The following is a 24892-nucleotide window of genomic DNA, read 5'->3' as shown; positions in this document are numbered from 1 at the left end:
CAAATTCCGCATGCCCTGTGGCACGAGATCGCACCTTACCCGCGGTACGGGGCGTCAGTCAGCCGTCCCCCGCACCTTCGCCGCCTGCCTGCGACGACGCCACAGCACGAGCGGCACCGCGCCCGCGAACCCGAGCGCCGAGGGGGCCAGGGAGGCCGCCGCGCTCAGCCCCGGCTGGTCGAAGGTGTCCGGAATCGACAGGGTGGACCAGCGGTTGACCGGCCAGGCCACCACGATCGCGCGGCCGACGACGTCGTCCACCGAGACGGTGCCGTTGTGCAGGTTCTGGTGGTAGCGGGAGTCCAGCGAGTCCTGGCGGTGGTCGCCCATCACCCAAATCCGGTCCTTGGGCACCTTGACCGGGCCGAACGGCTTCTCGTCACAGGGCGTGTTCCCGGGGAAGATGTACGGCTCGTCCAGCGCCTTGCCGTTGACCATCACCTTGCCGCCGCGCTTGCACGAGACCGTGTCCCCGCCGACCGCGATGACTCGCTTGATCAGGTCCTTCTCATCGGCGGACGGCATCAGGCCGACCTTGCTGAGTGCCTCCTGGATGCCCTCGGCGATCGGGCCCGAGTCCTGCGTCTGGGTCTCTCCGAGCCAGCCGCCCGGATCGTGGAAGACGACCACCTCGCCGCGCTCCGGCTTCGACCCGAACCAGGGAGTGAGCTTGTCCACCAGCACCCGGTCGCCCCGCTGCAGCGTGTTCTGCATCGAGTCGGACGGGATCGAGAAGGCCTGCACCAGGAAGGTCTTGATCAGCAGCGCCAGCACCAGCGCGATGAAGATCAGGATCGGCAGCTCCTTCCAGAAGGAGCGCACCTTCCGCCCCTTCGCGGGCCGCCGCCCGGTCCCGGACTCCGTGCCGTCCTCCTCGGAGCCGGTCTCCCGCTCCGCGCCGGTCCCGGGCCCGGGTGGTCCGGGAGGGCCGGAGGGCGGCGCGTCAGCCGGTCCGGCCGTGGGAGCGCCTCCCGCCTCCGGGGACGCCCCGGGCGCCTCCGGTGCCTGGTCCGCGGTCCCCTCTCCCCTCGTGCCGGGCCGCCTTTCGGGCTCTTCGTGACCGGATCGCGCGCCGACCGCCAAGTCCCCCACATTCACTCCTCACGCCGCTGCCGCCTGCTCCACGAACGGCGCAGGCCCACCACTCCCATAACGAGCGGGAGTTCCGCAGGGGTCGGGAGCTGGATCATTCCTTGCTGATCCATGGGGGACAGCCTATGCGGCGCACCGCTCGCCTGTGTCGCCCCACTCGGCGCGTCCCGCACGGACGCATACGTTCCGGGCTCGTCCAGCTGCCGCATATGACCGAACGGCCACGCGATCACCACGGCGCGGCCCACCACGCTCGCGTCCGCGACGGTGCCCTGGTACGCCTCGTCGAGGTGCACCCGGGAGTCCGCCGAGTTGGACCGGTGGTCGCCCATCATGAACATCCGCCCCGCGGGGACGGTCACCTTGAACTTGCGCTGCGAGGGCGGATTGCCCGGGTAGAGATACGACTCGTTCAGCGGCGTCCCGTTGACCGTGACCCTGCCGTTCGTGTCACAGCATGCCACCGTGTCCCCGCCGACCGCGACCACCCGCTTGATCAGGTCCTGTTCGTCTGACGAGGGCAGCAGGCCGATGAAGGTCAGGAACTCCTTGACCTGCTTGATGACCGGCGGATCGTCCTCGGGCGGCTTCCGCTCGTCCTCCAGCCAGCCGCCGGGGTCCTTGAACACCACCACGTCCCCGCGCGTCGGCTTGGAGCCGAACCACGGGGTGAACTTGTCGACCAGCACCCGGTCGCCGATCTTGATCGTCTGCTCCATCGAGCCGGACGGGATCACGAAGGCCTGCACCAGGAAGGTCTTGAGGACCAGCGCGATCACCAGCGCGACACCGATCAGGATCGGTATCTCCCGCACGGCGGACCGGCGTCTTCTGCGCTTGATCCGCTGCTGCACCCGGCGCCGCTCCGCACGGGTGGCGAGCCGCCGCTGCCCCGGTTCGCGCGGCGGCGCGGCGGGGGCGGAGGCGGGGCCGAAACCCGGACGGCGGGCGCCGGAACGGGGGCGTCCGCGGTTACCCATGCGCACCGCCCGGGACCGTGCCCCCCGTCCCGCCCGGCCCGGGGACATGCGCGAAGGCTCCCTGGCCCCGGATGGCGGACCACCGGCCGAACGGCCAGCCGATCCAGTCGGCCCGCCCGATCACCTGGTCCACGGGGACGGTGCCGCCGCCCGGCTCGCCGAGGTGGTCGCGGGAGTCCCGGGAGGCGCTGCGATGGTCACCCATCACCCACAGCCGCCCTTCGGGCACGACGGTGTCGAACGGCACCCGCGAGGGGCTGTCCCCGGGGTACAGATAGTCCTCGTTCACGGGCCGGCCGTTCACCTCGATCCTCCCCCGCTCGTCGCAGCAGGTGACCCGGTCACCGCCGACGCCCACCACACGCTTGATGTAGTCGGTCTCGGCGGGCTCGGCGAGGCCGACCGCCGCGGCCGCCTCGCGCAGCACACCGGTCACCGGGTTCCCGGACGGCTCCTCCTGGAGGAAGGAGCCGGTGCCGTCGAAGACGACAACGTCGCCACGGCGCGGATCGTCCCCGAAACGGTAGGCGAGCTTGTTCACCAGCACCCGGTCCCCGGGGCGCAGGGTGTTCTCCATGGAGCCGCTGGGAATCAGGAACGGCTGCACCACGAACCCGCTCACCAGTAGGACCAGCGCCATGGAGGCGGCCGCGAGGAGCGCGGCCCGCCGCCACGGCCGGTCGACGACGGCCGCCCCGGCCCGCGGGTGCCCGGCGGGGGGCTCCTCCGCGGGGGGCTCCTCCGGGGCATGCGAAGAGCGCGATCGCTCTTCGTGCTCCGGGTCGGAACAGGAGGAGCGATCGCGCTCCGCGAGCCGTCCGTCGATGTCCATCGGGCCAGAGCCTATCCGGCCCGGCCGGGGCATCCGACGGGAGCTCAAGTGTCGCGCAAAAGTCAGCGGGTGCGCTTCTCCTTGATCTTCGCGGCCTTGCCGCGGAGGTCACGCAGGTAGTACAGCTTCGCGCGGCGCACGTCACCGCGGGTGACGACCTCGATCTTCTCGACGATCGGGGTGTGCACCGGGAAGGTGCGCTCGACGCCGACGCTGAAGCTCACCTTGCGGACGGTGAAGGTCTCCCGCACGCCGGAACCCTGGCGGCGGATGACGACACCCTTGAACTGCTGGACACGCGAGCGGTTGCCCTCGATGACGCGGACGTGGACGTTGACCGTGTCGCCGGGGCGGAAGGTCGGGATGTCGCTGCGCAGCGACGCGGAGTCGACGTTGTCGAGCAGGTGAGTCATGATCGTCTGCTTTCCTCGCTGATGCCACAGGTCATCAGCGGCATATCGGAATGTTGATGAGGAGTGCCGCCCTCATCGGGCGAGCGTCGGTCCCCCTGTGGCAGGGGCGCACGCCCGGACGTACGGCAGCGGCCTATTCTTCCACGGCCCGGTGCGGCCGCCCAAATCGGGCCCGTCCCCCGGTTTCGACCGCCCCGGGCAGCTCCTCCCAGCCCAGCTCGGCCAGGAGTGCGCGGTCGTGCTTGTCGAGCGTCGCCGGGTCGCAGCGCTCGATCAGATCGGGGCGGTGAGCGCTGGTGCGGCGGAACGCCTCGTCCCTGCGCCACCGGGCGATCTTGCCGTGATGGCCGCTGACCAGCACCTCCGGGATGCCCCGGCCGCGCCACTCGGGGGGCTTGGTGTAGACGGGCCCCTCCAGCAGATCGGCCATCGTACCCGGGGCGAAGGAGTCGTCCCTGTGTGATTCGGCGTTGCCCAGCACCCCGGGCAGCAGCCGGGCGACGGCCTCGGTGATCACCAGGACCGCGGCCTCGCCGCCCGCCAGCACGTAGTCGCCGATGGAGACCTCGTGGATCTCCAGCCGCTCCCCGTACTCCTCGATCACCCGCCGGTCGATGCCCTCGTAGCGCGCCGGGGCGAAGACCAGCCAGGGGCACTCGGAGAGCTCCACCGCGAGGGCCTGGGTGAACGGGCGGCCGCTCGGGGTGGGCACCACCAGCGTCGGCTTGGGCAGCCCCTCGCCCTCGCCGGACGCGATGACCTCGTCCAGTGCCTCGCCCCAGGGCTCGGGCTTCATGACCATGCCCGGACCGCCGCCGTACGGGGTGTCGTCCACCGTGTTGTGCCGGTCGTGCGCCCAGGAGCGCAGATCGTGCACGCGGACGTCCAGGACGCCGCGGGCGCGCCCCTTGCCGACCAGCGAGATGTTCAGCGGCTCCAGGTACTCCGGGAAGATCGTGACGACGTCGAGCCTCATGACGACGGCTCCTCACGACCGGTGGCGATCTCCGCCTCGGCCTCGTCCAGCAGTCCCAGCGGCGGGTCGATGACCGCGCGCTGCTCCTCCAGGTCGATCTCCGGCACCATCTCGGAGACGAACGGGATCATCACCTCGCCGCCGTCGGGCCGCTTCACGATCAGCAGGTCCTGGTACGGCAGATGGGAGATCTCGGAGATCCGGCCGACCGCCGTGCCGTCCACGGTGACCACGTCGAGGTCGATCAGCTGATGGTCGTAGAACTCCTCGGGGTCCTCGGGGACCTCCTCGGGGTCGACCTCCGCGATGAGCAGGACGTTGCGCAGCGCCTCCGCGCCCGTACGGTCCCGCACCCCCTCGAAGCGCAGCAGCAGCCGGCCGCTGTGCACGCGGCCGGTCTCGATGATCAGCGGCCCCGCCGAGGCGGGCTCGGTGGCCAGCACGGCGCCGGGGCCGAGCCGCAGCTCGGGCTCGTCCGTGCGCACCTCGACGGTGACCTCGCCCTTGATGCCATGGGCACGGCCGATCCGCGCGACAACCAACTGCACGATGCATGTCCCTTTCACGCACACGGGCCGGGGACGGCCCAAAGCCCTCCCCGGCCCGTGCCGGTGCTCCTATTGATCGCCTCTCAGCTGACCTGATCCACGTCGACGAGGTCGACGCGGATCCCACGGCCGCCGATGGCGCCCACGACGGTGCGCAGCGCGCGGGCGGTGCGGCCGTTACGGCCGATCACCTTGCCCAGGTCATCGGGGTGCACCCGGACCTCGAGCACGCGTCCGCGACGCAGGTTGCGCGAAGCGACCTGCACGTCGTCGGGGTTGTCGACGATGCCCTTCACCAGGTGCTCGAGGGCTTCCTCGAGCATCCTCAGGCCTCGGTCGACGCGGTGGACTCAGCGGCCTCGGCCGCCTCGTCCGACTTCTTCTCGGACTTCTTCGCCTTCGGGGTGATGGCCTCACCCTTCGGCTCGTCACCAGAGTCCTTGGCCGCGGCCTCGAACAGGGCGCGCTTGTCGGCCTTCGGCTCGGCGACCTTCATCGGAGCCGGGGCGGGCAGACCCTTGAACTTCTGCCAGTCGCCGGTGACCTTCAGGATGGCGAGCACCGGCTCGGTCGGCTGGGCGCCGACCTTCAGCCAGTGCTGCACACGCTCCGAGTCGACCTCGATGCGCGAGGGGTTCTGCACGGGGTGGTACAGGCCGATCTCCTCGATGGCCCGGCCGTCACGGCGGGTACGGGAGTCGGCGACGACGATGCGGTAGTGAGGCGAACGAATCTTGCCCAGACGCTTCAGCTTGATCTTGACTGCCACGGGAGTGGTGTCTCCTGGTCTTGACGTGGTTGAGCACTGCGACGTGCCGCGTGGGGTTGCGGTACCCGAGTGCCCGATGGACGCGTCAGCCGGAGGAGAGAGGGGTCCTGGTCGGCTGTCGAGTACAGCGGACCATTCTGCCACACCGCGGCCGGTCAGCCGACCGCGGCCACCGCGTCCGGAATGCGGAACGGCTTCCCGCAGCCGCCGCACATGATGGGCGCCTGGGCCAGCACCGACGGAACGACGCGGACGTTGCGCCCGCAGTCGCACACCGCCTTGACCCGGACACCGCCCCCGGACGAACCGTGCCGCGCCGCGGGGCCGCGGAAGGCTCGGGAGGTCTCGGCCCCGGTCGCGACCGTGTGTGCCTTGAGGGCGCGGTGCAGCCGCTCGATGGTGGCCCGATAGCGCTTTCTCGCCTCGGGACTGAGGGTGACCAGCGAGAAGCCGCTGCTGGGATGCGGCTCCTCGGAGTGGTCGAGCCCCAGCTCCTCGGCGATCGCCAGGAACCGGCGGTTGTGGTAGCGGCCGGCGCGCGAGGTGTCACGGACACCGCGGGCGGCGGCGATGCCGTGGACTGCCTCGTGCAGCAGCCGTTCGAAGGAGAGCTCGGCGCCACATGCGGACGACGACTCTCCGATCAGCGATTCGGGCGCGGCTAGATCCGGCAGCTCGGGGTGGTGCCGTTGAATGTCGGCCCACGCCTGTGCCAGCTCTGCGGCGAGTACAGGTGGTGTCGTGCTCACGTCGTGCTAACGAGCGGGAGCCACCCGGTGTTCCGATTCCGGGGCATCCCAAATAATTTGCACGTACCAGTCAGTTCAGCGCTGATGCGTCGCGACGAGGGCGGGTGCGCACATGCATGGATGAGCCGCCCACGGCGCACCAAGGCGGTACGTACCGCCTCGTACGGCCCGGCCCGTAGACACCGGCCCGCGGACACCGTCCGTGACACCGGCTCGTCAGGCCCCGCGCCGCTCAGTAGGCGCGCGCCACGTAGGCGACGTTACCCGGCGCGTCATCGGCGTCCGGCACCGCCCCGTCCTCGGTGACCAGACACCGTACGGACACCGCCCGCTCGGCGAGCGCGGCCTCGCCCTCCGGGCCCAGGTCGGCCCACCGGACGCGCGCCCAGCCGCCCGCGGCCGCCGCCTCCGCGGCCTCCTCCACGGTCCGCGCCTCCACCGTGCGCGCCATGCGGCGCTCCCGCGCCTGGCGCAGCAGCAGCGCCTGGTCCTCCTCCAGCGCCTTCGGCACCACCTCGGCCAGCAGGTCGGTGCGCACCGGTTCCTTGCCGCCCGGGATCCGCCGGGCGAGTGTCGCGGTGCCGGTCTCCAGGTCGCGCGGGCCGATCTCGACGCGCACCGGTACGCCCCGCAGCTCCCAGTCGACGGCGCGGCGGCCGAAGGGGAGGTCGGTGCGGTCGTCGACATGGACCCGTACGCCCGCGGCCGCCAGCCGGTCGCCCGTCTCTCGGACCGCGGCGAGCACCGCGGGGTCGCCCTTGACCGCGAGGACGACGGCCTGGACCGGGGCCAGCCGGGGCGGCAGCCGCAGCCCGTCGTCGTCTCCGTGCATCATCACCAGCGCGCCGACCATGCGGGTCGTGCTGCCCCAGGAGGTCTGCCAGACCAGCTCCTGTTCGCCGTCCCTGGACAGATAGCGGGTGCCGAAGGCGCGGGCGAAGTTCTGGCCCAGCTCATGGCTGGTGCCCAGCTGCAGCGCCTTGCCGTCGCCCATCATCCCTTCCAGGGTGAGGGTGTTGACGGCGCCCGCGAAGCGCTCGCGGGCGGTTTTGCGTCCCAGGACGACGTCCATGGCGAGCACGTTCTCCATGAAGTCGGCGTAGACGTCGCGGTGGATGCGGGCGGCGAACTCCCGGGCGTCCTCGTACGTGGCGTGGGCGGTGTGTCCCTCCTGCCAGAGGAATTCGGTCGTCCGCAGGAACAGCCGGGGCCGCAGCTCCCACCGCACCACATTGGCCCACTGGTTGATCAGCAGCGGCAGATCGCGGTAGCTCTGCACCCACTTGGAGAAGTACTCGTTGACGATCGTCTCGGAGGTGGGCCGGACCACCACCGGCTCCTCCAGCTCCTTGCCGCCGCCGTGGGTGACGACCGCGAGTTCGGGCGCGAAGCCCTCGACGTGCTCGGCCTCCCGGGTGAGGTACGACTGCGGGATGAAGAGGGGGAAGTAGGCGTTCTGGACGCCCACCGCCTTGATCCGGGCGTCCAGGTCGCCCTGCATCCGCTCCCACAGCCCGTATCCGTACGGTCGGATGACCATGGTGCCGCGCACCGGACCGTTCTCGGCCAGTTCGGCCTTGTTGATCACATCCTGGTACCAGCGCGGGAAGTCCTTCGCGCGCGGGGTGAGAACGGGGGCTTTGGCCATGCGGCGATCGTACGGCGGCGGCGCGGCCCACCGCGGCGAATACCGCCCCGGGGCGGTCGCGGCGCCCCGGGGCGGGCGCGGGAGCGGGGCGGATGCGCTGTCGCGCGGGGGCGCACGGAGGGGGCACGCAAGCACGGCCGTGAAAGCTCTGGACGCGGGGACGGATGCGGAGTTCCCTGGCATACGGGGGTGGGACGCGACAGAGCGGGTGCCCTGTGGAACAGCCCTGCACAGCCTGCACCATCCACACGGCACCCTCTGGCGCACAACGGCGGATCTGACGACGGCACTGCTCTTCGCTGATTGGGGCCCTTTCGATGACATCTACGCTCGTACGGCGGCACCGCCCGCACCCCTCCACGCCGAGCACGGCGGACCCCCACGCCCGCGCCCGCGACTGGGCGGAGATCCAGGAGCGGATGCTGGTGCCGCTGTACGAGGCCGTCTACGAACGGCTGGACGTCGGCACCGGAACGCGGCTGCTGGGCCTGGGCTGCGGATCGGGGCTCGCCCTCCTCATGGCGGCCGGGCGCGGCGCGTCCGTCTGCGGGACCGACACGGACGAGGCGCGCCTCGCGCTGGCGCGGGAGCGGCTGGGCGACCCGGTGGGCCCGGCCGACCCGGTGCGGCTGGGGCTCGGCGGCCCGGAGTCGGCACCGGTGTCCAACTACACGGTGGTGACCGCCTTCGAGCCGCTGCCCGCCCCGGCGACGGGCGGCCCCGGCGGGCCGGCCGCGGCGGCGTCCACGCTCACGGCGGCCGCCGCGCTCGCCGAGCGCGGCGGCGCGGTGGTGCTGGCCGGGTGGGGCCCGCCGGAGCGGTGCGCCACCTCGTCGGTGCTGCGGGTGGGGGCCCGGCTCGCCGACCCGATGTGCGCCCCGGGGCGCTGGCGGCCGTCCGGCCGGGACGACCTGGAGACGCTGGCCGAGCGGGCCGGGCTGCGGCCGGACGGATCGGGGCGGGTGGCCTGCCCGTTCGGGTACGCCGACCTGGACAGCGCGGTGCGCGGGCTGCTGTCGACGGGGCTGTTCGACGCGGCGGAGCGGGCGACCGACCCGACGCAGGTGCGCAAGGAGATAGCGGAGGCGCTGCACCCGTATCAGCGGGCGGACGGGACGGTGTGGATGCCGAACGTTCTGCGGTATCTGATCGCCCGGGCCTGAGGACCTGCGGGCGTAACCTGCTCGCACACACGCTCGTTGGAACCCATGCCCGGTGATAACGGGGGCTTGCTCTCCGCCGTCGCGGAGGTGATCCGGGCAGCCAGCGGTGCGGCAACCCGATGAAACGCCGCTCCCCGCCACTCTGCGGGGGCTTCCTGGGGTGGGGTGCACACGCGCCCCACCCCGGGAGCGTCACTTCGGGGGAAGGAAGTTCTTGAACTCCTGCGGCAGCTCGAAGTCCTCCGCGCCCTGACCGGCACCGGGCGCACCGAACGCGCCGCCCTGCTGGCCTGACGCCCTGCGTTCGGCAGCCTCCCGCTCCTGCTGTGCCCTCTTGAGCGGGTTGCCCGAACGCTGCTTGCCCTTGGCCTTCTTCTGTGGCTTGCCCTTGCGCTTGGCGCTGCCACCGCCCGGCATGCCCGGCATCCCGGGCATCCCCGGCATGCCGCCGCCCTGGGCCATCTTCGACATCATCTTGCGCGCCTCGAAGAACCGCTCCACCAGGTTCTTCACCGCGCTCACCTCGACGCCGGAACCACGGGCGATACGGGCGCGGCGGGAGCCGTTGATGATGTGCGGGTCCTGGCGCTCGCCCGGCGTCATCGACTTGATGATCGCGGCCGTACGGTCCACGTCCCGCTCGTCCAGATTGTTGATCTGGTCCTTCATCTGGCCCATGCCCGGCAGCATGCCGAGCAGCTTGGAGATGGAGCCCATCTTGCGGACCTGCTCCATCTGCGCCAGGAAGTCGTCGAGCGTGAACTCCTTGGGGCCCTTCGCCAGCTTGGCCGCCATCTTCTCGGCCTCTTGCTGGCTGAAGGTCTGCTCGGCCTTCTCGATGAGGCTGAGCATGTCGCCCATGCCGAGGATGCGGGACGCCATGCGGTCCGGGTGGAACGCGTCGAAGTCGTCCAGCTTCTCGCCGTTGGAGGCGAACATGATCTGACGGCCGGTGACGTGCGCGATGGACAGCGCGGCACCGCCGCGCGCGTCGCCGTCGAGCTTGGAGAGCACCACACCGTCGAAGCCGACGCCGTCGCGGAACGCCTCGGCGGTGTTCACCGCGTCCTGGCCGATCATCGCGTCGACGACGAACAGGACCTCGTCCGGGCTGACCGCGTCGCGGATGTCCGCCGCCTGACGCATCAGCTCCTCGTCGATGCCGAGGCGGCCGGCGGTGTCGACGATCACGACGTCGTGCTGCTTGGTCCTGGCGAACTCGACCGAGTCCTGGGCCACCTTCACCGGGTCGCCGACGCCGTTGCCCGGCTCCGGCGCGAACACCGCGACGCCGGCGCGCTCGGCGACCACCGAGAGCTGGTTGACGGCGTTGGGGCGCTGGAGGTCACACGCGACGAGCAGCGGCGCGTGGCCCTGCCCCTTCAGCCAGCGGCCCAGCTTTCCCGCGAGCGTCGTCTTACCGGCGCCCTGCAGACCCGCGAGCATGATGACCGTCGGGGGCTGCTTGGCGAAGCGGAGGCGGCGGGCGTCGCCGCCGAGGATGCCGATCAGCTCCTCGTTGACGATCTTGATGACCTGCTGGGCGGGGTTCAGCGCCTGGGAGACCTCGGCGCCGAGACTGCGCTCCTTGACCTGCTTGATGAACGCCCGTACGGCGGGCAGCGCGACGTCCGCCTCGAGCAAGGCGATCCGGATCTCGCGTGCCGTCGCGTCGATGTCCGCCTCGCTGAGGCGGCCCTTGCCCCGGAGGTTCTTGAAAGTCGCTGCGAGGCGATCGGAGAGGGTATCGAACACGGTGGTCGCGAATCCTTCGGTCGGATGTCGGGTCGGCGGTCGGCCTCCAAGGGTATCCGCACGCCGCGGTAACGGTCTGCCCCCGGGCGGGCGCCGCTCGGACGGAGCGTGTCTTTCCCCACCCCGCCCCGTCCCGAACCGGGGCTCCGCCCCGGCGCCCGCTCCTCAATCGCCGGAGAGGCCGGCGGTGGGACATCTCCGCCCCAGGGCCCGCTCCGTACACGCCGGAGAGGCTGGGCGGTACGCCCGAAGGGGCTGGGCATGTGACCTGGTTGTGGGCAATCGCCCCGTAGGGCGGAACGGGCCGCGCCCCGCCGGCGCCGGGGTCAGCGGAGGGCCTGCTCGACCTCGTGTGCGACTTCCGCCGCGTGCTGCGGGGCGAGGGGGGCGCCGGCGGCGTCCGTGACGTAGAACGCGTCGACCGCGTTCGCGCCCAGCGTGCTGACGTGGGCGCTGCGGACCGTGACACCGGCGGCCTCCAGGGCGCGGCCGATGCGGTGGAGGAGGCCGGGGACGTCCTGGGCGCGGACCTCGATCACGGTGGCGAGCTGCGAGCTGCCGGGCGCGACCGTCACCCGCGGCGGCGGGGCGTGGACGCTTCGGCGGCGCGGGTACTTGCGGTAGGCGGCCTCGCGCTCGGCGAGCCGGGCGACGATGTCGAGGGAACCGTCCAGCGCCCGGAGCAGATCGTTCCGCAGTCGCGCGGCCTGCGGCAGCGAACCGTATTCGGCCGCCACCCGCCAGCTCAGCAGCAGGACGCCGCGGTCCGCCCCGTCCAGTTCCGACGGCAGGTCCACGGCGCGCAGATCGGCCGCCCGGACCGTGAGCCGGTGCAGGGCCAGCACCCCGGCGGCGGCGGCCAGTACGCCGGACTGGTCGGGGACGGCGATCAGCAGCTCGACACCGATCGGTTCCGGTTCCGCCGTCTCGTCGCCCGGCGGCAGCGCCTCCGGGCGGGCGTGCAGGGCCAGTACGGGGCCGCCGGTGCGCCGGGCCTCGATGGCGAGCCGTTCCTGTTCGGCCGTGATCTGCTGCGGGGCGTCCGGGTCCGCCGCGGGCTCCCCCGCGAGGACGGCGGCGACCCGCTTGACCAGGTCGGCGACGAGCGCGCCGCGCCAGGCGCTCCACGCCGCGGGCCCGGTGGCCAGGGCGTCGGCCTCGGTGAGGGCGTGCAGCAGCTCCAGCGTGCCGGGGCCCCGGACCACCTCGGCGACCGCGTGCACGGTGGCCGGGTCGTCCAGGTCGCGGCGGGTGGCGGTCTCGACGAGCAGCAGATGGTGGCGTACGAGGGTGGCGAGGACGGACACATCGGCGCGGTCGAAGCCGATCCGGGCGGCCAGGTCCCGGACGATCGTCTCGCCCACCACCGAGTGGTCGCCGGGCCAGCCCTTGCCGATGTCGTGCAGCAGCGCGGCGACCAGCAGCAGGTCGGGGCGGCCGACGCGGCGGCTGAGCGCGCTGGCACGCACGGCGGTCTCGACGAGATGGCGGTCGACGGTCCAGCGGTGCACGGGGTTGCGCTGCGGGCGGCAGCGCACCCGCTCCCAGTCCGGCAGCAGCCGGGTGATCAGGCCCTCGGCCTCCAGCGCCTCCCAGACGCCGACGGTGGACTCGCCCGCGCCGAGCAGGGTGACCAGCTCTTCCCGGGCCTCGGGCGGCCAGGGCACCGGCAGCGGGCGCGCGGCGGCGGCCAGCCGCCGTACGGCGTGCAGCGACAGCGGCAGGCCCCCCTGGGCGGCGGCCGCGGCGGCCCGCAGGGGGAGCACGGGGTCGCGCTCGGGGCGCGCGGCGCGGGCGAGCACCACCTCGCCGTCCTGTTCGACGACGCCCTCGGCGAGCGGGCTGCGCTCCCCCGCGGTCTGCGCGGAGCCGGAGCCGGAACCGCCGCGTCCGCGGCCGCCGAGCAGTCCGCGCAGCCGCGGCCGGCCGGCCGAGCGGGCGCGCAGCACCCGGTCGACCTCGCGCCAGGTGACATCGCTCGCGTACGCGATGGTCCGGGCCGATTCGTAGACCTGGCGCAGCAGGGCGTCGGCGTCCAGCAGGCCGACCGCGGTCGCGATCTGGTCCTGTTCCTGGAGGGAGAGCCGGTCGGCGGCCCGGCCGGTGGCCAGGTGGAGCGCGTCGCGCGTGTCCAGCAGCCGCCGCCGGGCCTCGTCCAGGCCCTCGCGGGGCGCGTCGGCGAGCCAGGAGGCGGCGATGGCGCGCAGCGCGGTGGCGTCGCGCAGCCCGCCGCGGGCCTCCTTCAGGTCGGGTTCGAGCAGGAACTGCAGCTCGCCGTGGCGCTCGGCGCGCTCCTGGCACAGCTCGCGCAGTTCGGGCAGGCGCGCCGGGGCCTGGGCGCGCCAGTCCGCGAGGACGGTGGTGCGCAGCCCGGCGGTGAGGGTCTCGTCTCCCGCGAGATGGCGGGCGTCCAGCAGGCCGAGCTGGACCTTGAGGTCGTCGGCTGCGGTCTTGCGGGCCTCGTCGGGGGTGCGTACGGAGTGGTCGAGGGCCAGTCCCATGTCCCAGACCGGGTACCAGACGTGGTCGGCGAGCGCGGCCAGGGCCGAGGGGTCGGCGGAGCCGTCGTGCAGCAGGACGACGTCGAGGTCGCTGCGCGGGGACAGCTCACCGCGTCCGTATCCGCCGACCGCCACCAGCGCCACGCCGCCGGTGATGCCGGAGGTCTCGGCGCCACCGGCGAGCAGCGCGGCCAGCCACTGGTCGGTGAGCCCGGCGAGCGCGCTGCGGCGCGGTGGCCCGGACCGCGACTCCTCCTGGAGGAGTCGCAGCCGGGCCGCCGCGTAGCCGCCGGGGCCCGAGTCGGTGGTCTCTGTCCTTGGCTCGGCGCTGTCCGTCAACTCGGCTGCTCCCTGTCAGCTGGGCGTGCGGCCGGTGGGGGCCGCCTTTCCGGGGCTCGTCCTCACAGGGCGTCCGGGCCCCGTTCGCCGGTGCGGACGCGGACCGCGGTCTCGACGGGGACGCTCCACACCTTTCCGTCGCCGATCTTTCCGGTGCGGGCGGCCTTGACGACGACGTCGATGAGGTCATCGGCGTCCTCGTCCTCGGCCAGCACCTCGACGCGGACCTTGGGCACCAGGTCGACGGTGTACTCCGCGCCCCGGTAGACCTCGGTGTGGCCGCGCTGGCGCCCGTAGCCGCTGGCCTCGGTGACGGTCAGGCCCTGCACGCCGAACGCCTGGAGGGCTTCCTTGATCTCGTCGAGCCGGTGCGGCTTCACTACCGCCGTGATGAGCTTCACGCGTCCACCTTCTTCGGGTCCTTCGTCGCGTCCTTGTTCCTCGCCGGGCCGGCCGGGTGCGCCGAGTGCAGGCTGCCGAGGGAGGTGCCGCCGCCCGCGCCCGCGAAGTCGTACGCCGTCTCGGCGTGCTCGACCTGGTCGATACCGGCGACCTCGTCGTCCTCGTCCACCCGGAAGCCCATCACCAGGTCGACGACCTTGGCCAGGATCGCGGAGACGATCAGGGAGTAGGCGAGGACCGCGAAGGCACCGGCGGCCTGCTTGCCGAGCTGGTCGAGGCCGCCCCCGTAGAACAGGCCCTTGGCGTCGCTCTGCACCCGCCCGGTGGCGAAGAGGCCGATGAGCAGGGAGCCGAGGAGGCCGCCGACCATGTGGACGCCGACGACGTCGAGCGAGTCGTCGAAGCCGAACCGGTACTTCAGGCCGACCGCCATGGCGCAGACGACACCGGCGATGACGCCGATCGCGATCGCGCCCAGCGGGCTGACCGCGCCACAGGCGGGGGTGATCGCGACGAGTCCGGAGACGGCGCCGGAGGCGGCGCCCAGGGTGGTGAAGGAGCCGTGCCGGATCTTCTCGTACGCGAGCCAGCCGAGCATCGCGGCGGCGGTGGCGACCTGGGTGTTGGTGAAGGCGGCCGCGGTGACGCCGTCGGCTCCGAGCCAGGAGCCGCCGTTGAAGCCGAACCAGCCGAACCACAGCAGACCGGCGCCGAGCATGACCAGCGGCAGGCTGTGCGGCCGCATCGGGTCCTTCTTGAAGCCGACCCGCTTGCCGATGACGAGGATCACGCCGAGCGCGGCGGCTCCGGCGTTGATGTGGACGGCGGTACCACCGGCGAAGTCGATCACGCCGAGCTTGAAGGCCCAGCCGTCGGCGGCCCACACCCAGTGCGCGACCGGGAAGTAGACGACCGTCGCCCACAGGGCGATGAACAGCGCCCAGGCGGTGAATTTGACGCGATCCGCGAGGGCGCCGCTGATCAGCGCCGGGGTGATGATCGCGAACATCATCTGGAACAGGGCGAAGACATAGACCGGGATGGTGTAGCCGGGCCACAGCTCGGTCAGCCCGATGTTGTGCATGCCCAGCCAGTCGAAGCCGCCGAACAGGTCGTTGCCCTTGTCGAAGGCGACGCTGAAGCCGTAGAGCGTCCACAGGACGCTGACGATGCCGATGCTGATGAAGCTCATCATCAGCATGTTCAGCACACTTTTGACGCGGACCATGCCGCCGTAGAAGAAGGCAAGGCCCGGCGTCATGATCAGGACCAGCGCGGCACACAGCAGCATGAACCCGGTATTGGCCGCGCTGAGTGCGGCGTCGGGTGTGACCTTGTCCGCGGCAAGCGTCGTGATGCCCACTGGCATCGGCGTCTCCTCGCTGTCGAATCGGCCCGGGCGGGCAATAAACAAAAGGGCCGGTATTCGCCACGAGATTGGCGCAGCGCCGTTTCAGTCGATGCCGCTCGATGTTTCGCGGCAGTGACGAAGGGCGCTGGCGTGTTACGCGCTGATGAATTGACGGTAAGGAGTCCTTCCGCTCCGCTACCGTGCGGCACCCCCCGCCGGGCGGTCTCAGACGGCCCGGGGGGCGCCCGGATCCTCGGGGGAGTCGGGCAGCATGGCGACGAGCTTGTCGCTCAGCTCGGCGACCTCGGGCACGTCCCCGAAGTGGCGCACCGCCGTGTCCACGGTCTTGCGGAGGCGGTTGTTCACCCGCTCCGAGCGGATCCGCCGGGCGAGCGGCAGCGCCTGCTCGGCGACCTTCACGCACTGCTCGGGCTGCTTCTGGAGGAGGTGGACGGTGGCCATGCCGATCAGGTTGAGCGCATACGAACGCTGGTGCCCGCTCCCCTCGCCTCCGGCGGTCTCCTCGCCGAAGAGGCGCACGGCGTTGCGCATGACCGGGTCGGCGAGCTTCGCGTAGGTGGGGCTGCGGCCCGCGACATAGGCGAGGTCGCGGTAGGAGTGGGCGTTCTCCGCGTTCAGCTCGGCCTCGGAGAAGAAGCCGATCCAGCCCGGGTCGCCGTCGCCCGCGGCGCAGTCGGCGAAGGTGTCCTCGGCCATCTTGACGGCGCGGTGGCACTTGCTGGGGTGGCCCATGTTGGCGTACGCCCGGCCCTCCATCGCGTACAACATGGCCTGGGTGCGCGGGGTGGCGCTCTCCCGGCTGCCGTACTGCGCGAGGTGGATCAGCTCCAGCGCGTCGTCGGGCCGCCCGACGTGGATCATCTGGCGGCTCATGCTGGAGAGGATGTACGACCCGAGCGGCCGGTCGCCGGACTCCTTGGCGGCGTGCAGCGCGAGGACGAAGTACTTCTGGGCGGTGGGCTGGAGCCCGACGTCGTAGCTCATCCACCCGGCCAGCTCGGCCAGCTCGCCCGCGACCTTGAACAGCCGCTTGGACACCGCCTCGGTGTGCGACTCCTGGAGCAGGTCGGTGACCTCGTGCAGCTGGCCGACCACCGCCTTGCGGCGCAGCCCGCCGCCGCACTGGGCGTCCCACGCGCGGAACATCGTGATGGTGGACTCCAGCAGCTCCAGCTCCGGCTCGGAGAGCCGGGAGATGCGCCGCGAGCGGCCGCTGTCCGCGGCGCGCGCGCCGCCGGGCGCCCTGCTCGGCGAGGGGACCAGCCAGCGCTGCATCGGCTCGATGAGGCCGGGGCCCGCGGAGAGGGCGAGGGAGGTGCCGAGGAAGCCGCGCCGGGCGAGCATGAGATCGCTGCGGGAGAACTCGCCGATCAGCGCGACGGTCTCGGGACCGGCCCAGGGAAGGTCCACTCCGGATACGGACGGTGACCGGTGGGCGGTGCGCAGTCCCAGGTCCTCGATGCCGACCACACAGCCGAAGCGCTCGGAGAACAGCTCGGAGAGGATCTGCGGAATCGGTTCGCGCGGCTGCTCCCCGTCCAGCCAGCGGCGCACCCGCGAGGTGTCCGTGCTGATGTGATGGGCGCCTAACTGACGCGCCCTGCGGTTCACTTGGCGCGCCAGCTCCCCCTTCGACCAGCCGCTGCGCACGAACCACGACCCCAGTTGCGCGTTGGGTCGCTTGTCAGCACCGCCGCCGCTGTCGCCCACCGGAACGCCCCCATCCCACGAATCTCTCCGGACCGCCACCAGAATGCCCTCTGTCACGGTCAGTTGTCCCCGCCATACGGCGCATCAACCGTCCGCCGCGGGAACAGGCCCTTGCCAGAGGCAAGTACCGGACCGCGACCGGGCGAGTGCTCGGCAACGGGGATCGTGCACCGAAAGTAATCCTACGATCACGCCCTTCGCGAGGCGGACCGGGAAAACGCCACCATTCGCCACCCCTTTGAATGAACCCCATCGCGGATTCACAGGATTCACTTGACACGGGGCGACCGGAAGAACGCGAAGAGGTGCACAACGGGGCGCATGCGCCGTTCCGCACCACCCGCGACACCGCGACACACCACCCGCCGCACCTTATCGGCGACGGAGTGTCATGAGTGCGCTCCGGCTCGTAACCATCGAGAGCGCGACCCGTTGGAGGGGGCATGGGCTTCACGATCGGCGGCATCCGGGAGATGCGGTCCGGCTCACGGCGCCGGGGCCGTGCGTCCGAGTCCACCACGGTGGCGGAGTACACCGGGCTGTGGGGCTGGGACGTGGTGCCGGGCGCCCGGGCCACGCGCGGCACGGGCGGCACGGGCGGCAGCAGAAACGAATGCTCCTGCGGTGCGGCCGGCTGTTCCGCCCCCGGCGCACATCCGCTCGGCTTCGCGCCCGGCGTGCCCGCGGGCGCCACGCTGGACGCGGCGGCGGCGGCGTGGGAGGAGGTCCCGGGCGCGGCCGTCCTGCTGCCCGTGGGCCGGTCGTTCGACGTCCTGGAGGTGGCCGAGTACGCGGGGCGACACGCCCTGGTGCGGCTGGAGCGGATGGGCCTGCCGCTGGGCCCGGTGGCCGTCACCCCGCACGGGCGCGCCCAGTTCTTCGTCGCGCCGGGGACCGAGGCCGAACTCCCCGAGCTGCTCTACCGCATGGGCTGGGACGACGCCGACCTCGATCTTCGCTGTCTGGGGAAGGGCGACCACATCACCGCGCCGCCCTCCGACCTCGGGGGCCTGGGGCCGGTGCGCTGGCTGCGCCCGCCGACCCTCGACACGGCGGGCAGGCCGCCGCACGCCCGGCTGGTGCTGGGCACCCTCGCCTACGCGAGCCACCGGGCCGGGGCCGTCTGACACGCCCCGCCCGCATGCCGGACGGGCTTGAAACGCCGGACGGGCTTGAATCCGCCATGGATTCAAGCCCGTCCGGCGATGAGGTTCCGCGGGGTCCGGCGAGGTCAGTCGCCGATCAGCGCGTCGACGAACGCCTCCGGCTCGAACGGCGCCAGGTCGTCCGCGCCCTCGCCCAGCCCGATCAGCTTGACCGGTACGCCCAGTTCCCGCTGGACCGCGACCACGATGCCGCCCTTGGCGGTGCCGTCCAGCTTGGTGAGCACGATGCCGGTGATGTCCACCACCTCGCGGAAGACCCGCGCCTGCACCAGCCCGTTCTGACCGGTGGTGGCGTCGAGCACGAGCAGCACCTCGTCCACCGTGCCGTGCTTCTCCACGACCCGCTTGACCTTGCCCAGCTCGTCCATCAGGCCGGTCTTGGTGTGCAGCCGCCCCGCGGTGTCGATGAGGACGACGTCCGCGGACTCGGCGATGCCCTCCTTCACCGCGTCGAAGCCGACCGACGCCGGGTCGCCGCCCTCGGGGCCGCGGACCGTACGGGCGCCGACGCGCTCGCCCCAGGTCTGCAGCTGGTCGGCGGCGGCCGCCCGGAAGGTGTCCGCCGCGCCCAGCACGACCGACTTGCCGTCGGCCACCAGGACCCGGGCGAGCTTGCCGGTGGTGGTGGTCTTGCCGGTGCCGTTGACCCCGACGACCAGGACGACGCCCGGCTTCTCCTCGCCGTTCGCCCCCACCCCGCTCTCGGTGTGCACGGTGCGGTCGGCCTCGGTGCCGACGAGGTTCAGCAGCTCCTCACGCAGCAGCCCCCGCAGCTCGTCGGGGGTACGGGTGCCGAGCACCTTGACCCGCTCGCGCAGCCGCTCGACCAGCTCCTGGGTCGGTGCGACGCCGACGTCGGCGGTCAGCAGGGTGTCCTCGATCTCCTCCCACGTGTCGTCGTCGAGGTGCTCACGGGACAGCAGCGTCAGCAGTCCCTTGCCCAGGGTCGTCTGGGACCGGGACAGCCGGGCGCGCAGCCGGACCAGCCGGCCGGCGGTCGGCTCCGGAACCTCGACCGGCGGGGCCTCCGGCTCGGCGGGCGCGGCCGGCGCCTGGGCGCCGGGCAGGTCCACCTCTTCGATGGTTCTGCGCGGTTCCTCGCGCGGGGTTTCGGCCTCCTCGCCGACGTGCGGTTCGGCGGGCGGCGCGGTGACGGACGGGCTGCTCGGCGGTGCCGGGGGCAGCCGCTTCTTCTTGCGGCTGCTGATCACGAGCCCGCTGATCGCGGCGAGCGCGACCACAGCGATGACTACAGCAAGGATGACGAATTCCATAACCCACCCAGTATCAGACACACGGCGGAGCGAGTCATTCGCCTCCGAGCCCGGCTTCGCGGGCCCGGACGATCGCCTGGGCCCGGTCGTGCACCTGGAGCTTGGCGAAGATCGAGCCCACGTGGTTGCGCACGGTCTTGTCCGTGACCACCAGCCGCTGGGCGATCTGACGGTAGCCGAGCCCGCCCGCGAGCAGGTCCAGCACCTCGCGTTCGCGCGCGGTGAGGGTCGGGAACGCCTCCTTGGCCGACGCCGCGCCGAAGGCGCCCAGCAGCGCCCCCAGCCGCTCCGCCATGCGCGGGCTGAAGACGGCGCCGCCGCGCACCACGGTGTGCAGGGCACGCAGGATCTCGTCCCGGCCCGCGCCCTTGAGGAGATAGCCGCGGGCGCCGGCGCGCACGGCGGCCAGCAGGCTGTCGTCGTCCTCGGACATCGTCATGACCATCACCCGCACCTCGGGGCGGGCGCACAGGATCCGCCGGGTCGCCTCCAGACCGGACCGGCCGGGCAGCCCGAGATCCATGACCACCAGATCGGGTGCGGCGCGCCCGGCCTCGGCGATCGCCTCGTCCGCGCGGGCCGCCTGGCCGACGACGGTGAAGGCGTCGTCCAGGTTGAGGGCCGCGGCCAGTCCCTCGCGGAAGAGGGGATGGTCGTCGACGAGCAGGACCCGCCACTGCGCGGCGCCCGCCGGCGCGGTCACGGGGCGGGCGTCCTCTCCCTGGGCTTGGCCTGGGTGATGAGCGTCGTACAAGACCTGCATCCGGTGTGCTCCAGGTGTTCTTCCGGGTCGTCGTGCTCCCCGGGCTCCCCCGGGCCGGTGAGCGGCAGCACCGCGTGCACCACGGTGCCGGTCGCGGAGCCGGTGACCGAGCAGGAGCCGCCGATCTCCTCGGCCCGCTCCCGGACCGAGGCCAGCCCCACGCCGCGCACCGCGGTCTCCGGCAGTCCGCTGCCGTCGTCGGTGATCATGATGTCGAGGGTTTCGAAGGTGTCGGGGTCCGTGACCAGTTCGACCCGGACCTGGCGCGCCCGGGCGTGTCGTACGGCGTTGGTGAGCGACTCGGCCGCGATCCGGTACGCCGCGGTCTCCACGCCCGGCGACAGCGGGGGCAGGACGGCGGGCCGGCTGGCCACGCTCACCCGCAGCCCGTCCACACCCAGCCGCCGCGCCAGGTCCCGCACCGCACCGGCGAGACCGCGCTCGGCGAGGGCGGCCGGGGCGAGCCCGGCGGTGATGCGGCGCACCTCGACCAGGGCCTCGGCGAGCGTTTCGGCGGCCTCGCAGAGCTGGACGCGAGCCGGGTGGCCGGGCGGGCAGGAGGTCTGGGCGATGTCCAGGCGCAGCCGCACGGCGGCGAGCTGGGGTCCGAGGCCGTCGTGGATCTCCCGGCGCAGCCGGCGCCGCTCCTGTTCGCGGGCGAGCACCAGCCGCTCGCGGGCGGCCTGGGCCTCCTCGGCCAGCCGCAGCGCGGCGAGCGCGGGGGCGGCCTGGTCGGCGAGGAGGGACAGCAGCCCGCTGTCGCGCTCGGCGGGGGTGCCGGAGCCGTCCCGGGAGACTTCGAGCCGGCCGACGGTGCGGCCGTGGTGGCGCAGCGGGTAGGTCTGGACGCGGCCGGTGAGCGGTGCCCCGGCGGCGGCCAGCCGGCGGGGCCCGGCCCGGGTGTCGACGCTGACGGCCGCGCCGGAGACGCCGAGGTCCTCGACGGCGCTGCGGCAGATCTGCTGGGGCACCTCGCCCGGGTGCGGGGCCTGCTGGAGGCGTACGGCCAGGGCGCTGACGGCCTCGTGCGGCCGGGCCCGGGGTCCGTAGAAGGCGCGCTCGACGCGGAGGGTGAGCCAGCGTGCGGCGGGCCGCACGGCCCAGCCCAGCAGCAGGGCGCCGCCGACGGCGGTGACGGTGGTCCCGTTGCGCACGGAGGGGAGTCCGGCCTGCACGGCGACGGCGGCGCAGACGACGACGGCCGCGAGCGAGGTGAGGACGAAGGCGCGGGCGAGCCGGTGGCTGGTGGAGCGGTCGAGCCGCCAGATCCCGGTGCGGGCGACGCCCAGGCAGATGGCGGCCGCCCAGACCGCGCTGCCGAGGGTGCGGGCCGCGATGGTGGGCATGCCCTCGCCCCACTCCGAGAGCAGGAGGGAGACGCAGGCCGGGTAGGCGGCGGCCAGCAGGGCCCAGTCGCGCCGCTCGGCGCCGGCGGTGACGGCGGCGCGGCAGCACAGGGCGGTCGTGACGGCGACGGCCACGGTGCGCAGCACCCAGGGTTCCGCCTCCGCGTAGGTGTCGAGGTGGTCGAAGGCCCATTGACCGCCCGCGGTGTGGAAGGCGGGGTTGGTGACCGCGCCGACTCGCGGCTCGCTGATGAGCCACAGCACGGCGTATCCGAGCCAGTAGGCGGAGGCGGCCGCGCTCATGGCCCACCAGGGCCGGCGCCGTCTGGCGCCGCGGGGGAAGAGCCACAGGGGCAGCAGCAGGACGGTCAGCGGGCGGCAGACCATGCCGGCCACGGCGAGCAGCAGCGACACGGCGGCCCCGGCCGGTCCGAGACCGGCGGGCCCCAGCAGGTCGGCGACGGCCGAGGGCAGCAGCCACAGGGCGCCCGCCACCAGCAGCACACCGCCGTAGCGCCGGGCGGACCGCTCGGCGAGCAGCAGGACGCCGACGCCGAGGACGGGGACGCCCACGGCGACCGAGGTCAGGGCCGTGGTGCCACGCAGGCGGGTGGAGGACAGGGCGAGCCACTGGTCGTTGACCCGCAGCAGACCGGCGAGCCAGCCGGCCAGCACCACGACGAACAGCGCCGACACCCCGCCCGCTGCCTGCACGGCACGGTCTTTCGGAAGGGCGTGCCGCATGTCAGCCGGCGGTCGGCCCGGCGAACCGCGCGCCGCCGCCCCGGACCCACAGCGTCACGTAATTGGCGCTGCGACCGGGGCGGCATTTGTACTCGTCCCACTTGCTCTTCTCCACCCCGGTCTGCCCTGCCTTCCGGCAGGCGCCCTGGGTGTCGAAGTGTCCTTCCTCCCGCCAGCCGCCTCCGGACGCGGTGGCGGGGGAGGCGCTGGCGGTCCACATGACGGTCCCCGCGAGCAGGCCGAGCGCCGTGGTCGCGCGGATTCGGGAAAGTCGCATCTTCAACCTCCTGGTACTCGCCCGAGCCTTACCCCGCATCACGGCTCTGAACAGCGGGGACGCCATGCCCCACTCGAACCGGTGACCCGCCCGCACCCGCGTTCCGGTGGCGCGTTCATCCTTTCCGGTTCACCAGGTCCGGTTCACCACACCTGGAAGAGGACGGCGACGGCGATCGACTCGGCCTCGTCGTAGGGGATTCCGAAGCGCATCAGGGCGAGCATGACGGGCTGGGCGGCCCAGAGGTCCAGCGTGTCCAGGTAGTTGGCGAGCCGGTGGGCGTAGCGGCGCACCATGGCGGTCTCGCGCGGGGTGAGGCGGCCGAGCACCTTGGCGAGGAGGTCGCCGCCGTGGCGCAGCGCGGTGACCATCAGCCGCTGGCGGATGCGCTGTGCCTCGGCGGGGGTGAGTCCGCCCGCGAAGAGCGTGTCCTTCGCGGCCTCCAGTTCCCGGGTGTCGCCCGCGCCCAGCCGGACCCGGCCGGCCAAGTCATCGATGTCGGATGTGGTGATGAGCGTCTCCCCCGTGCTGATCATCATGCGCCCCTCCGTAAGTTGTTGGGTGGCCCGGGAGGGCCGGGTGTGGCTGATGCGTCCTTGCCAGCAGTGGCTTCCGAGGAGTGGCCGCCCGGCCCTCCGGGGCGCCCTGGCTGCTGAGTGATGGTGCGGTGTCGGGCCCGGCTCGCCGGGCCCAGGATGACGATCCCCCACCCCGCGTCCCAGGCGCATGGGTCATCCGTCCCGGCTGCGCCCGGCGCGTTTCGCCCGGCGCCTGGCCGTAGCCATTTGACGATGCGTCAGATACGGTCCGGTGGCCCGCTCCCGCCCGTTCCACGACGAAGGGGGACCCCCGCCATGGCCGTCACGGTCGTACGCCTCAACCTCGTCGATCCCGCCGCCACTCCGCGTGTCCTGGCCGAGCGCTACCGCGCCGCCGTCGAGATGGCCGCCTACGCCGACGAGATGGGCGTCTCCACCATCCAGACCGAGGAGCACCACGGGGCGGCGAACGGCTGGCTGCCCGCCCCGCTGGTCTTCGCGGGCACGGTGCTCGGTGCCACCCGCCGGATCACGGTGACCATCTCCGCGCTGATCACACCGCTGTACGACCCGCTGCGGCTGGCCGAGGACATCGCGGTGCTCGATCTGGCGAGCGGCGGCCGGCTGGTCACGGTGGCCGGGATCGGCTACCGGCCCGAGGAGTACGCGGCGCTCGGCCGGGACTGGCAGGGGCGCGGCGCGCTGCAGGACGAGGCGCTGGAGACGCTGCTCGCGGCGTGGACGGGCGAGCCGTTCGCGTACCGGGGCCGTACGGTGCGGGTCACCCCGCGCCCGTACACCCAGCCGCATCCGCTGCTGCTGGTCGGCGGCAGTTCGAAGGCCGCGGCCCGCCGCGCGGCCCGGCTGGGCCTGCCGTTCTTCCCGAGCGCTCATCTGCCGGAGCTGGAGGGGTACTACCACGCGCGGCGGATGGAGTACGGCACCGAGGGCTGGTGCCTGATGCCCCCCGCGGTCACCCCGCTGCTGCACGTCGCCGAGGACCCGGACCGGGCCTGGGCGCTGTACGGGACGCATCTGCTGCACGAGGCCCGCATGTACGCGTCGTGGCAGTCGGGCACGGTGCGCTCGGCGGTCCGCTCGCACGCCGCGGACGTGGAGACGCTGCGCCGCGAGGGCGTCTACCGGATCGTCACGCCCGAGGAGTGCGTGACGTACGCGCGGCAGGGCGGCGATCAGACGAGCCTGGTGCTGCATCCGCTGTGCGGCGGGATGCCGGTCGAGGAGGGCCGGCAGTGCTTGCGGCTGTTCGCGGAACGAGTGCTGCCCCGCCTCAAGGACTGAGGCGGGGCAGTTCTCCGGGGTGAGAAGTGGGCGGCGGGGGGGGTCTTCAACTGCTGCTCTTCAAAGTCGAGTGAGTGAGCGTAACCATGTGTGAGTGAGTGTCGTTGTCAGAACATGAAGCTCACGGAATGGGCGAAGGCTCAGGGTGTGCATCCGCAGACCGCGTATCGCTGGTTCCGTGAGGGGACGCTGCCGGTACCGGCTCAGCGGGTCGGCCCGCGCACGATCCTGG

Annotated in this window: 22 protein-coding genes and 2 pseudogenes; 4 read left to right on the top strand and 20 right to left on the bottom strand. The window is 72.6% G+C overall.

What is annotated here, in order from left to right; all coding sequences use genetic code 11:
* Positions 1-54: 54 nt before the first annotated feature.
* The 10 genes and pseudogenes from lepB (ASC60_RS36055) to proS all read right to left on the bottom strand — a co-directional run bounded on the left by lepB (ASC60_RS36055) (position 55) and on the right by proS (position 8007).
* Positions 55-1098, bottom strand: a complete 1044-nt coding sequence (gene lepB, locus ASC60_RS36055) for a signal peptidase I (protein ID WP_370593005.1) — start codon at positions 1096-1098, stop codon at positions 55-57.
* Positions 983-2072 (bottom strand): annotated as a pseudogene (gene lepB, locus ASC60_RS36050) (signal peptidase I); the annotation flags it as partial. The gene lepB (ASC60_RS36055) and the pseudogene lepB (ASC60_RS36050), both read right to left, overlap by 116 nt.
* The gene (gene lepB / locus ASC60_RS36045; protein ID WP_055557942.1) at positions 2065-2904 is read right to left on the bottom strand and encodes a signal peptidase I; all 840 of its coding nucleotides are present in this window, start codon (positions 2902-2904) and stop codon (positions 2065-2067) included. The pseudogene lepB (ASC60_RS36050) and the gene lepB (ASC60_RS36045), both read right to left, overlap by 8 nt.
* Positions 2905-2966: 62 nt before the next feature.
* Positions 2967-3317, bottom strand: coding sequence for a 50S ribosomal protein L19 (gene rplS, locus ASC60_RS36040; protein WP_055557941.1), 351 nt, complete (start codon positions 3315-3317; stop codon positions 2967-2969).
* Positions 3318-3450: 133 nt separating this feature from the next.
* Positions 3451-4293: a tRNA (guanosine(37)-N1)-methyltransferase TrmD gene (trmD, locus tag ASC60_RS36035; protein WP_055557940.1), complete on the bottom strand. Its 843-nt coding sequence runs from the start codon at positions 4291-4293 to the stop codon at positions 3451-3453.
* Complete coding sequence (gene rimM / locus ASC60_RS36030) at positions 4290-4841, bottom strand: ribosome maturation factor RimM (RefSeq protein ID WP_055557939.1); 552 nt, start codon at positions 4839-4841, stop codon at positions 4290-4292. The genes trmD and rimM overlap by 4 nt, the downstream gene beginning before the upstream one ends.
* 83 nt (positions 4842-4924) lie before the next feature.
* Positions 4925-5164 carry an RNA-binding protein gene (locus ASC60_RS36025; protein WP_003958958.1) on the bottom strand — a complete coding sequence of 80 codons (240 nt, stop codon included), beginning with the start codon at positions 5162-5164 and terminating at the stop codon, positions 4925-4927.
* Positions 5165-5166: 2 nt separating this feature from the next.
* Positions 5167-5610: a 30S ribosomal protein S16 gene (gene rpsP / locus ASC60_RS36020; protein ID WP_055557938.1), complete on the bottom strand. Its 444-nt coding sequence runs from the start codon at positions 5608-5610 to the stop codon at positions 5167-5169.
* Between the two features lie 155 nt (positions 5611-5765).
* Complete coding sequence (locus ASC60_RS36015; protein WP_055557937.1) at positions 5766-6359, bottom strand: hypothetical protein; 594 nt, start codon at positions 6357-6359, stop codon at positions 5766-5768.
* Between the two features lie 232 nt (positions 6360-6591).
* Positions 6592-8007, bottom strand: a complete 1416-nt coding sequence (gene proS / locus ASC60_RS36010) for a proline--tRNA ligase (RefSeq protein ID WP_055557936.1) — start codon at positions 8005-8007, stop codon at positions 6592-6594.
* A gap of 317 nt (positions 8008-8324) precedes the next feature.
* Here proS and ASC60_RS36005 point away from each other — a divergent pair, with 317 nt between their 5' ends.
* On the top strand, positions 8325-9170 hold the full coding sequence (locus ASC60_RS36005) for an SAM-dependent methyltransferase (protein WP_079038850.1): 846 nt from the start codon (positions 8325-8327) through the stop codon (positions 9168-9170).
* Between the two features lie 192 nt (positions 9171-9362).
* Here the strand turns inward: ASC60_RS36005 and ffh are convergent, their stop codons facing one another.
* The 5 genes from ffh to ASC60_RS35980 all read right to left on the bottom strand — a co-directional run bounded on the left by ffh (position 9363) and on the right by ASC60_RS35980 (position 17249).
* Positions 9363-10925: a signal recognition particle protein gene (gene ffh, locus ASC60_RS36000; RefSeq protein WP_055557934.1), complete on the bottom strand. Its 1563-nt coding sequence runs from the start codon at positions 10923-10925 to the stop codon at positions 9363-9365.
* Between the two features lie 326 nt (positions 10926-11251).
* Entirely contained in the window at positions 11252-13765 is a 2514-nt protein-coding gene (locus tag ASC60_RS35995; RefSeq protein WP_055557933.1) for a [protein-PII] uridylyltransferase, read from the bottom strand.
* Positions 13766-13827: 62 nt separating this feature from the next.
* Positions 13828-14166, bottom strand: coding sequence for a P-II family nitrogen regulator (locus ASC60_RS35990; RefSeq protein ID WP_055557932.1), 339 nt, complete (start codon positions 14164-14166; stop codon positions 13828-13830).
* Positions 14163-15536, bottom strand: a complete 1374-nt coding sequence (locus ASC60_RS35985) for an ammonium transporter (protein ID WP_055557931.1) — start codon at positions 15534-15536, stop codon at positions 14163-14165. The genes ASC60_RS35990 and ASC60_RS35985 overlap by 4 nt, the downstream gene beginning before the upstream one ends.
* Positions 15537-15743: 207 nt before the next feature.
* The gene (locus ASC60_RS35980) at positions 15744-17249 is read right to left on the bottom strand and encodes a hypothetical protein (RefSeq protein WP_079038849.1); all 1506 of its coding nucleotides are present in this window, start codon (positions 17247-17249) and stop codon (positions 15744-15746) included.
* 443 nt (positions 17250-17692) lie between these two features.
* Between ASC60_RS35980 and ASC60_RS35975 the strand changes: the two genes are divergently transcribed.
* Entirely contained in the window at positions 17693-18376 is a 684-nt protein-coding gene (locus tag ASC60_RS35975) for a bifunctional DNA primase/polymerase (RefSeq protein ID WP_055557930.1), read from the top strand.
* Between the two features lie 104 nt (positions 18377-18480).
* Here ASC60_RS35975 and ftsY read toward each other — a convergent pair whose 3' ends face one another.
* From ftsY to ASC60_RS35950, 5 genes are all read right to left on the bottom strand, one after another.
* Positions 18481-19689 (bottom strand): signal recognition particle-docking protein FtsY, encoded by a 1209-nt coding sequence (ftsY, locus tag ASC60_RS35970; RefSeq protein ID WP_055557929.1) that lies wholly within the window; start codon positions 19687-19689, stop codon positions 18481-18483.
* A 34-nt stretch (positions 19690-19723) separates the two neighbouring features.
* A complete protein-coding gene (locus tag ASC60_RS35965; RefSeq protein ID WP_055557928.1) occupies positions 19724-20392 on the bottom strand; it encodes a response regulator transcription factor in 669 nt (222 codons plus the stop codon).
* Positions 20389-22512: an ATP-binding protein gene (locus tag ASC60_RS35960; RefSeq protein ID WP_055557953.1), complete on the bottom strand. Its 2124-nt coding sequence runs from the start codon at positions 22510-22512 to the stop codon at positions 20389-20391. Before ASC60_RS35960 ends, ASC60_RS35965 begins: the two co-directional genes overlap by 4 nt.
* A gap of 31 nt (positions 22513-22543) precedes the next feature.
* A complete protein-coding gene (locus ASC60_RS35955) occupies positions 22544-22819 on the bottom strand; it encodes a hypothetical protein (protein ID WP_055557927.1) in 276 nt (91 codons plus the stop codon).
* Positions 22820-22962: 143 nt separating this feature from the next.
* On the bottom strand, positions 22963-23358 hold the full coding sequence (locus tag ASC60_RS35950; RefSeq protein WP_055557926.1) for a hypothetical protein: 396 nt from the start codon (positions 23356-23358) through the stop codon (positions 22963-22965).
* A gap of 315 nt (positions 23359-23673) precedes the next feature.
* On the opposite strand from ASC60_RS35950, the gene ASC60_RS35945 reads away from it, so the two are divergent.
* Both ASC60_RS35945 and ASC60_RS35940 read left to right on the top strand, forming a co-directional pair.
* Complete coding sequence (locus ASC60_RS35945; RefSeq protein WP_055557925.1) at positions 23674-24660, top strand: LLM class flavin-dependent oxidoreductase; 987 nt, start codon at positions 23674-23676, stop codon at positions 24658-24660.
* 114 nt (positions 24661-24774) lie between these two features.
* Positions 24775-24892, top strand: a pseudogene (locus ASC60_RS35940) (IS607 family transposase); the annotation flags it as partial.

This window comes from Streptomyces sp. NBRC 110028 (genome assembly GCF_001417735.1).
Lineage (GTDB): Bacteria > Actinomycetota > Actinomycetes > Streptomycetales > Streptomycetaceae > Streptomyces.
The sequence above is the reverse complement of the archived record's forward strand: the minus strand, read 5'-3'. Positions and strand labels throughout refer to the sequence as shown.

What these genes read in the sequence shown, in the direction of transcription:
- lepB (WP_055557942.1), bottom strand. Translation starts at nt 2,904, where the DNA reads ATGGACATCGACGGACGGCTCGCGGAGCGCGATCGCTCCTCCTGTTCC.
- rplS (WP_055557941.1), bottom strand. Translation starts at nt 3,317, where the DNA reads ATGACTCACCTGCTCGACAACGTCGACTCCGCGTCGCTGCGCAGCGAC.
- trmD (WP_055557940.1), bottom strand. Translation starts at nt 4,293, where the DNA reads ATGAGGCTCGACGTCGTCACGATCTTCCCGGAGTACCTGGAGCCGCTG.
- ASC60_RS36025 (WP_003958958.1), bottom strand. Translation starts at nt 5,164, where the DNA reads ATGCTCGAGGAAGCCCTCGAGCACCTGGTGAAGGGCATCGTCGACAAC.
- proS (WP_055557936.1), bottom strand. Translation starts at nt 8,007, where the DNA reads ATGGCCAAAGCCCCCGTTCTCACCCCGCGCGCGAAGGACTTCCCGCGC.
- ASC60_RS36005 (WP_079038850.1), top strand. Translation starts at nt 8,325, where the DNA reads ATGACATCTACGCTCGTACGGCGGCACCGCCCGCACCCCTCCACGCCG.
- ASC60_RS35985 (WP_055557931.1), bottom strand. Translation starts at nt 15,536, where the DNA reads ATGCCAGTGGGCATCACGACGCTTGCCGCGGACAAGGTCACACCCGAC.
- ASC60_RS35975 (WP_055557930.1), top strand. Translation starts at nt 17,693, where the DNA reads ATGGGCTTCACGATCGGCGGCATCCGGGAGATGCGGTCCGGCTCACGG.
- ftsY (WP_055557929.1), bottom strand. Translation starts at nt 19,689, where the DNA reads ATGGAATTCGTCATCCTTGCTGTAGTCATCGCTGTGGTCGCGCTCGCC.
- ASC60_RS35955 (WP_055557927.1), bottom strand. Translation starts at nt 22,819, where the DNA reads ATGCGACTTTCCCGAATCCGCGCGACCACGGCGCTCGGCCTGCTCGCG.
- ASC60_RS35950 (WP_055557926.1), bottom strand. Translation starts at nt 23,358, where the DNA reads ATGATGATCAGCACGGGGGAGACGCTCATCACCACATCCGACATCGAT.
- ASC60_RS35945 (WP_055557925.1), top strand. Translation starts at nt 23,674, where the DNA reads ATGGCCGTCACGGTCGTACGCCTCAACCTCGTCGATCCCGCCGCCACT.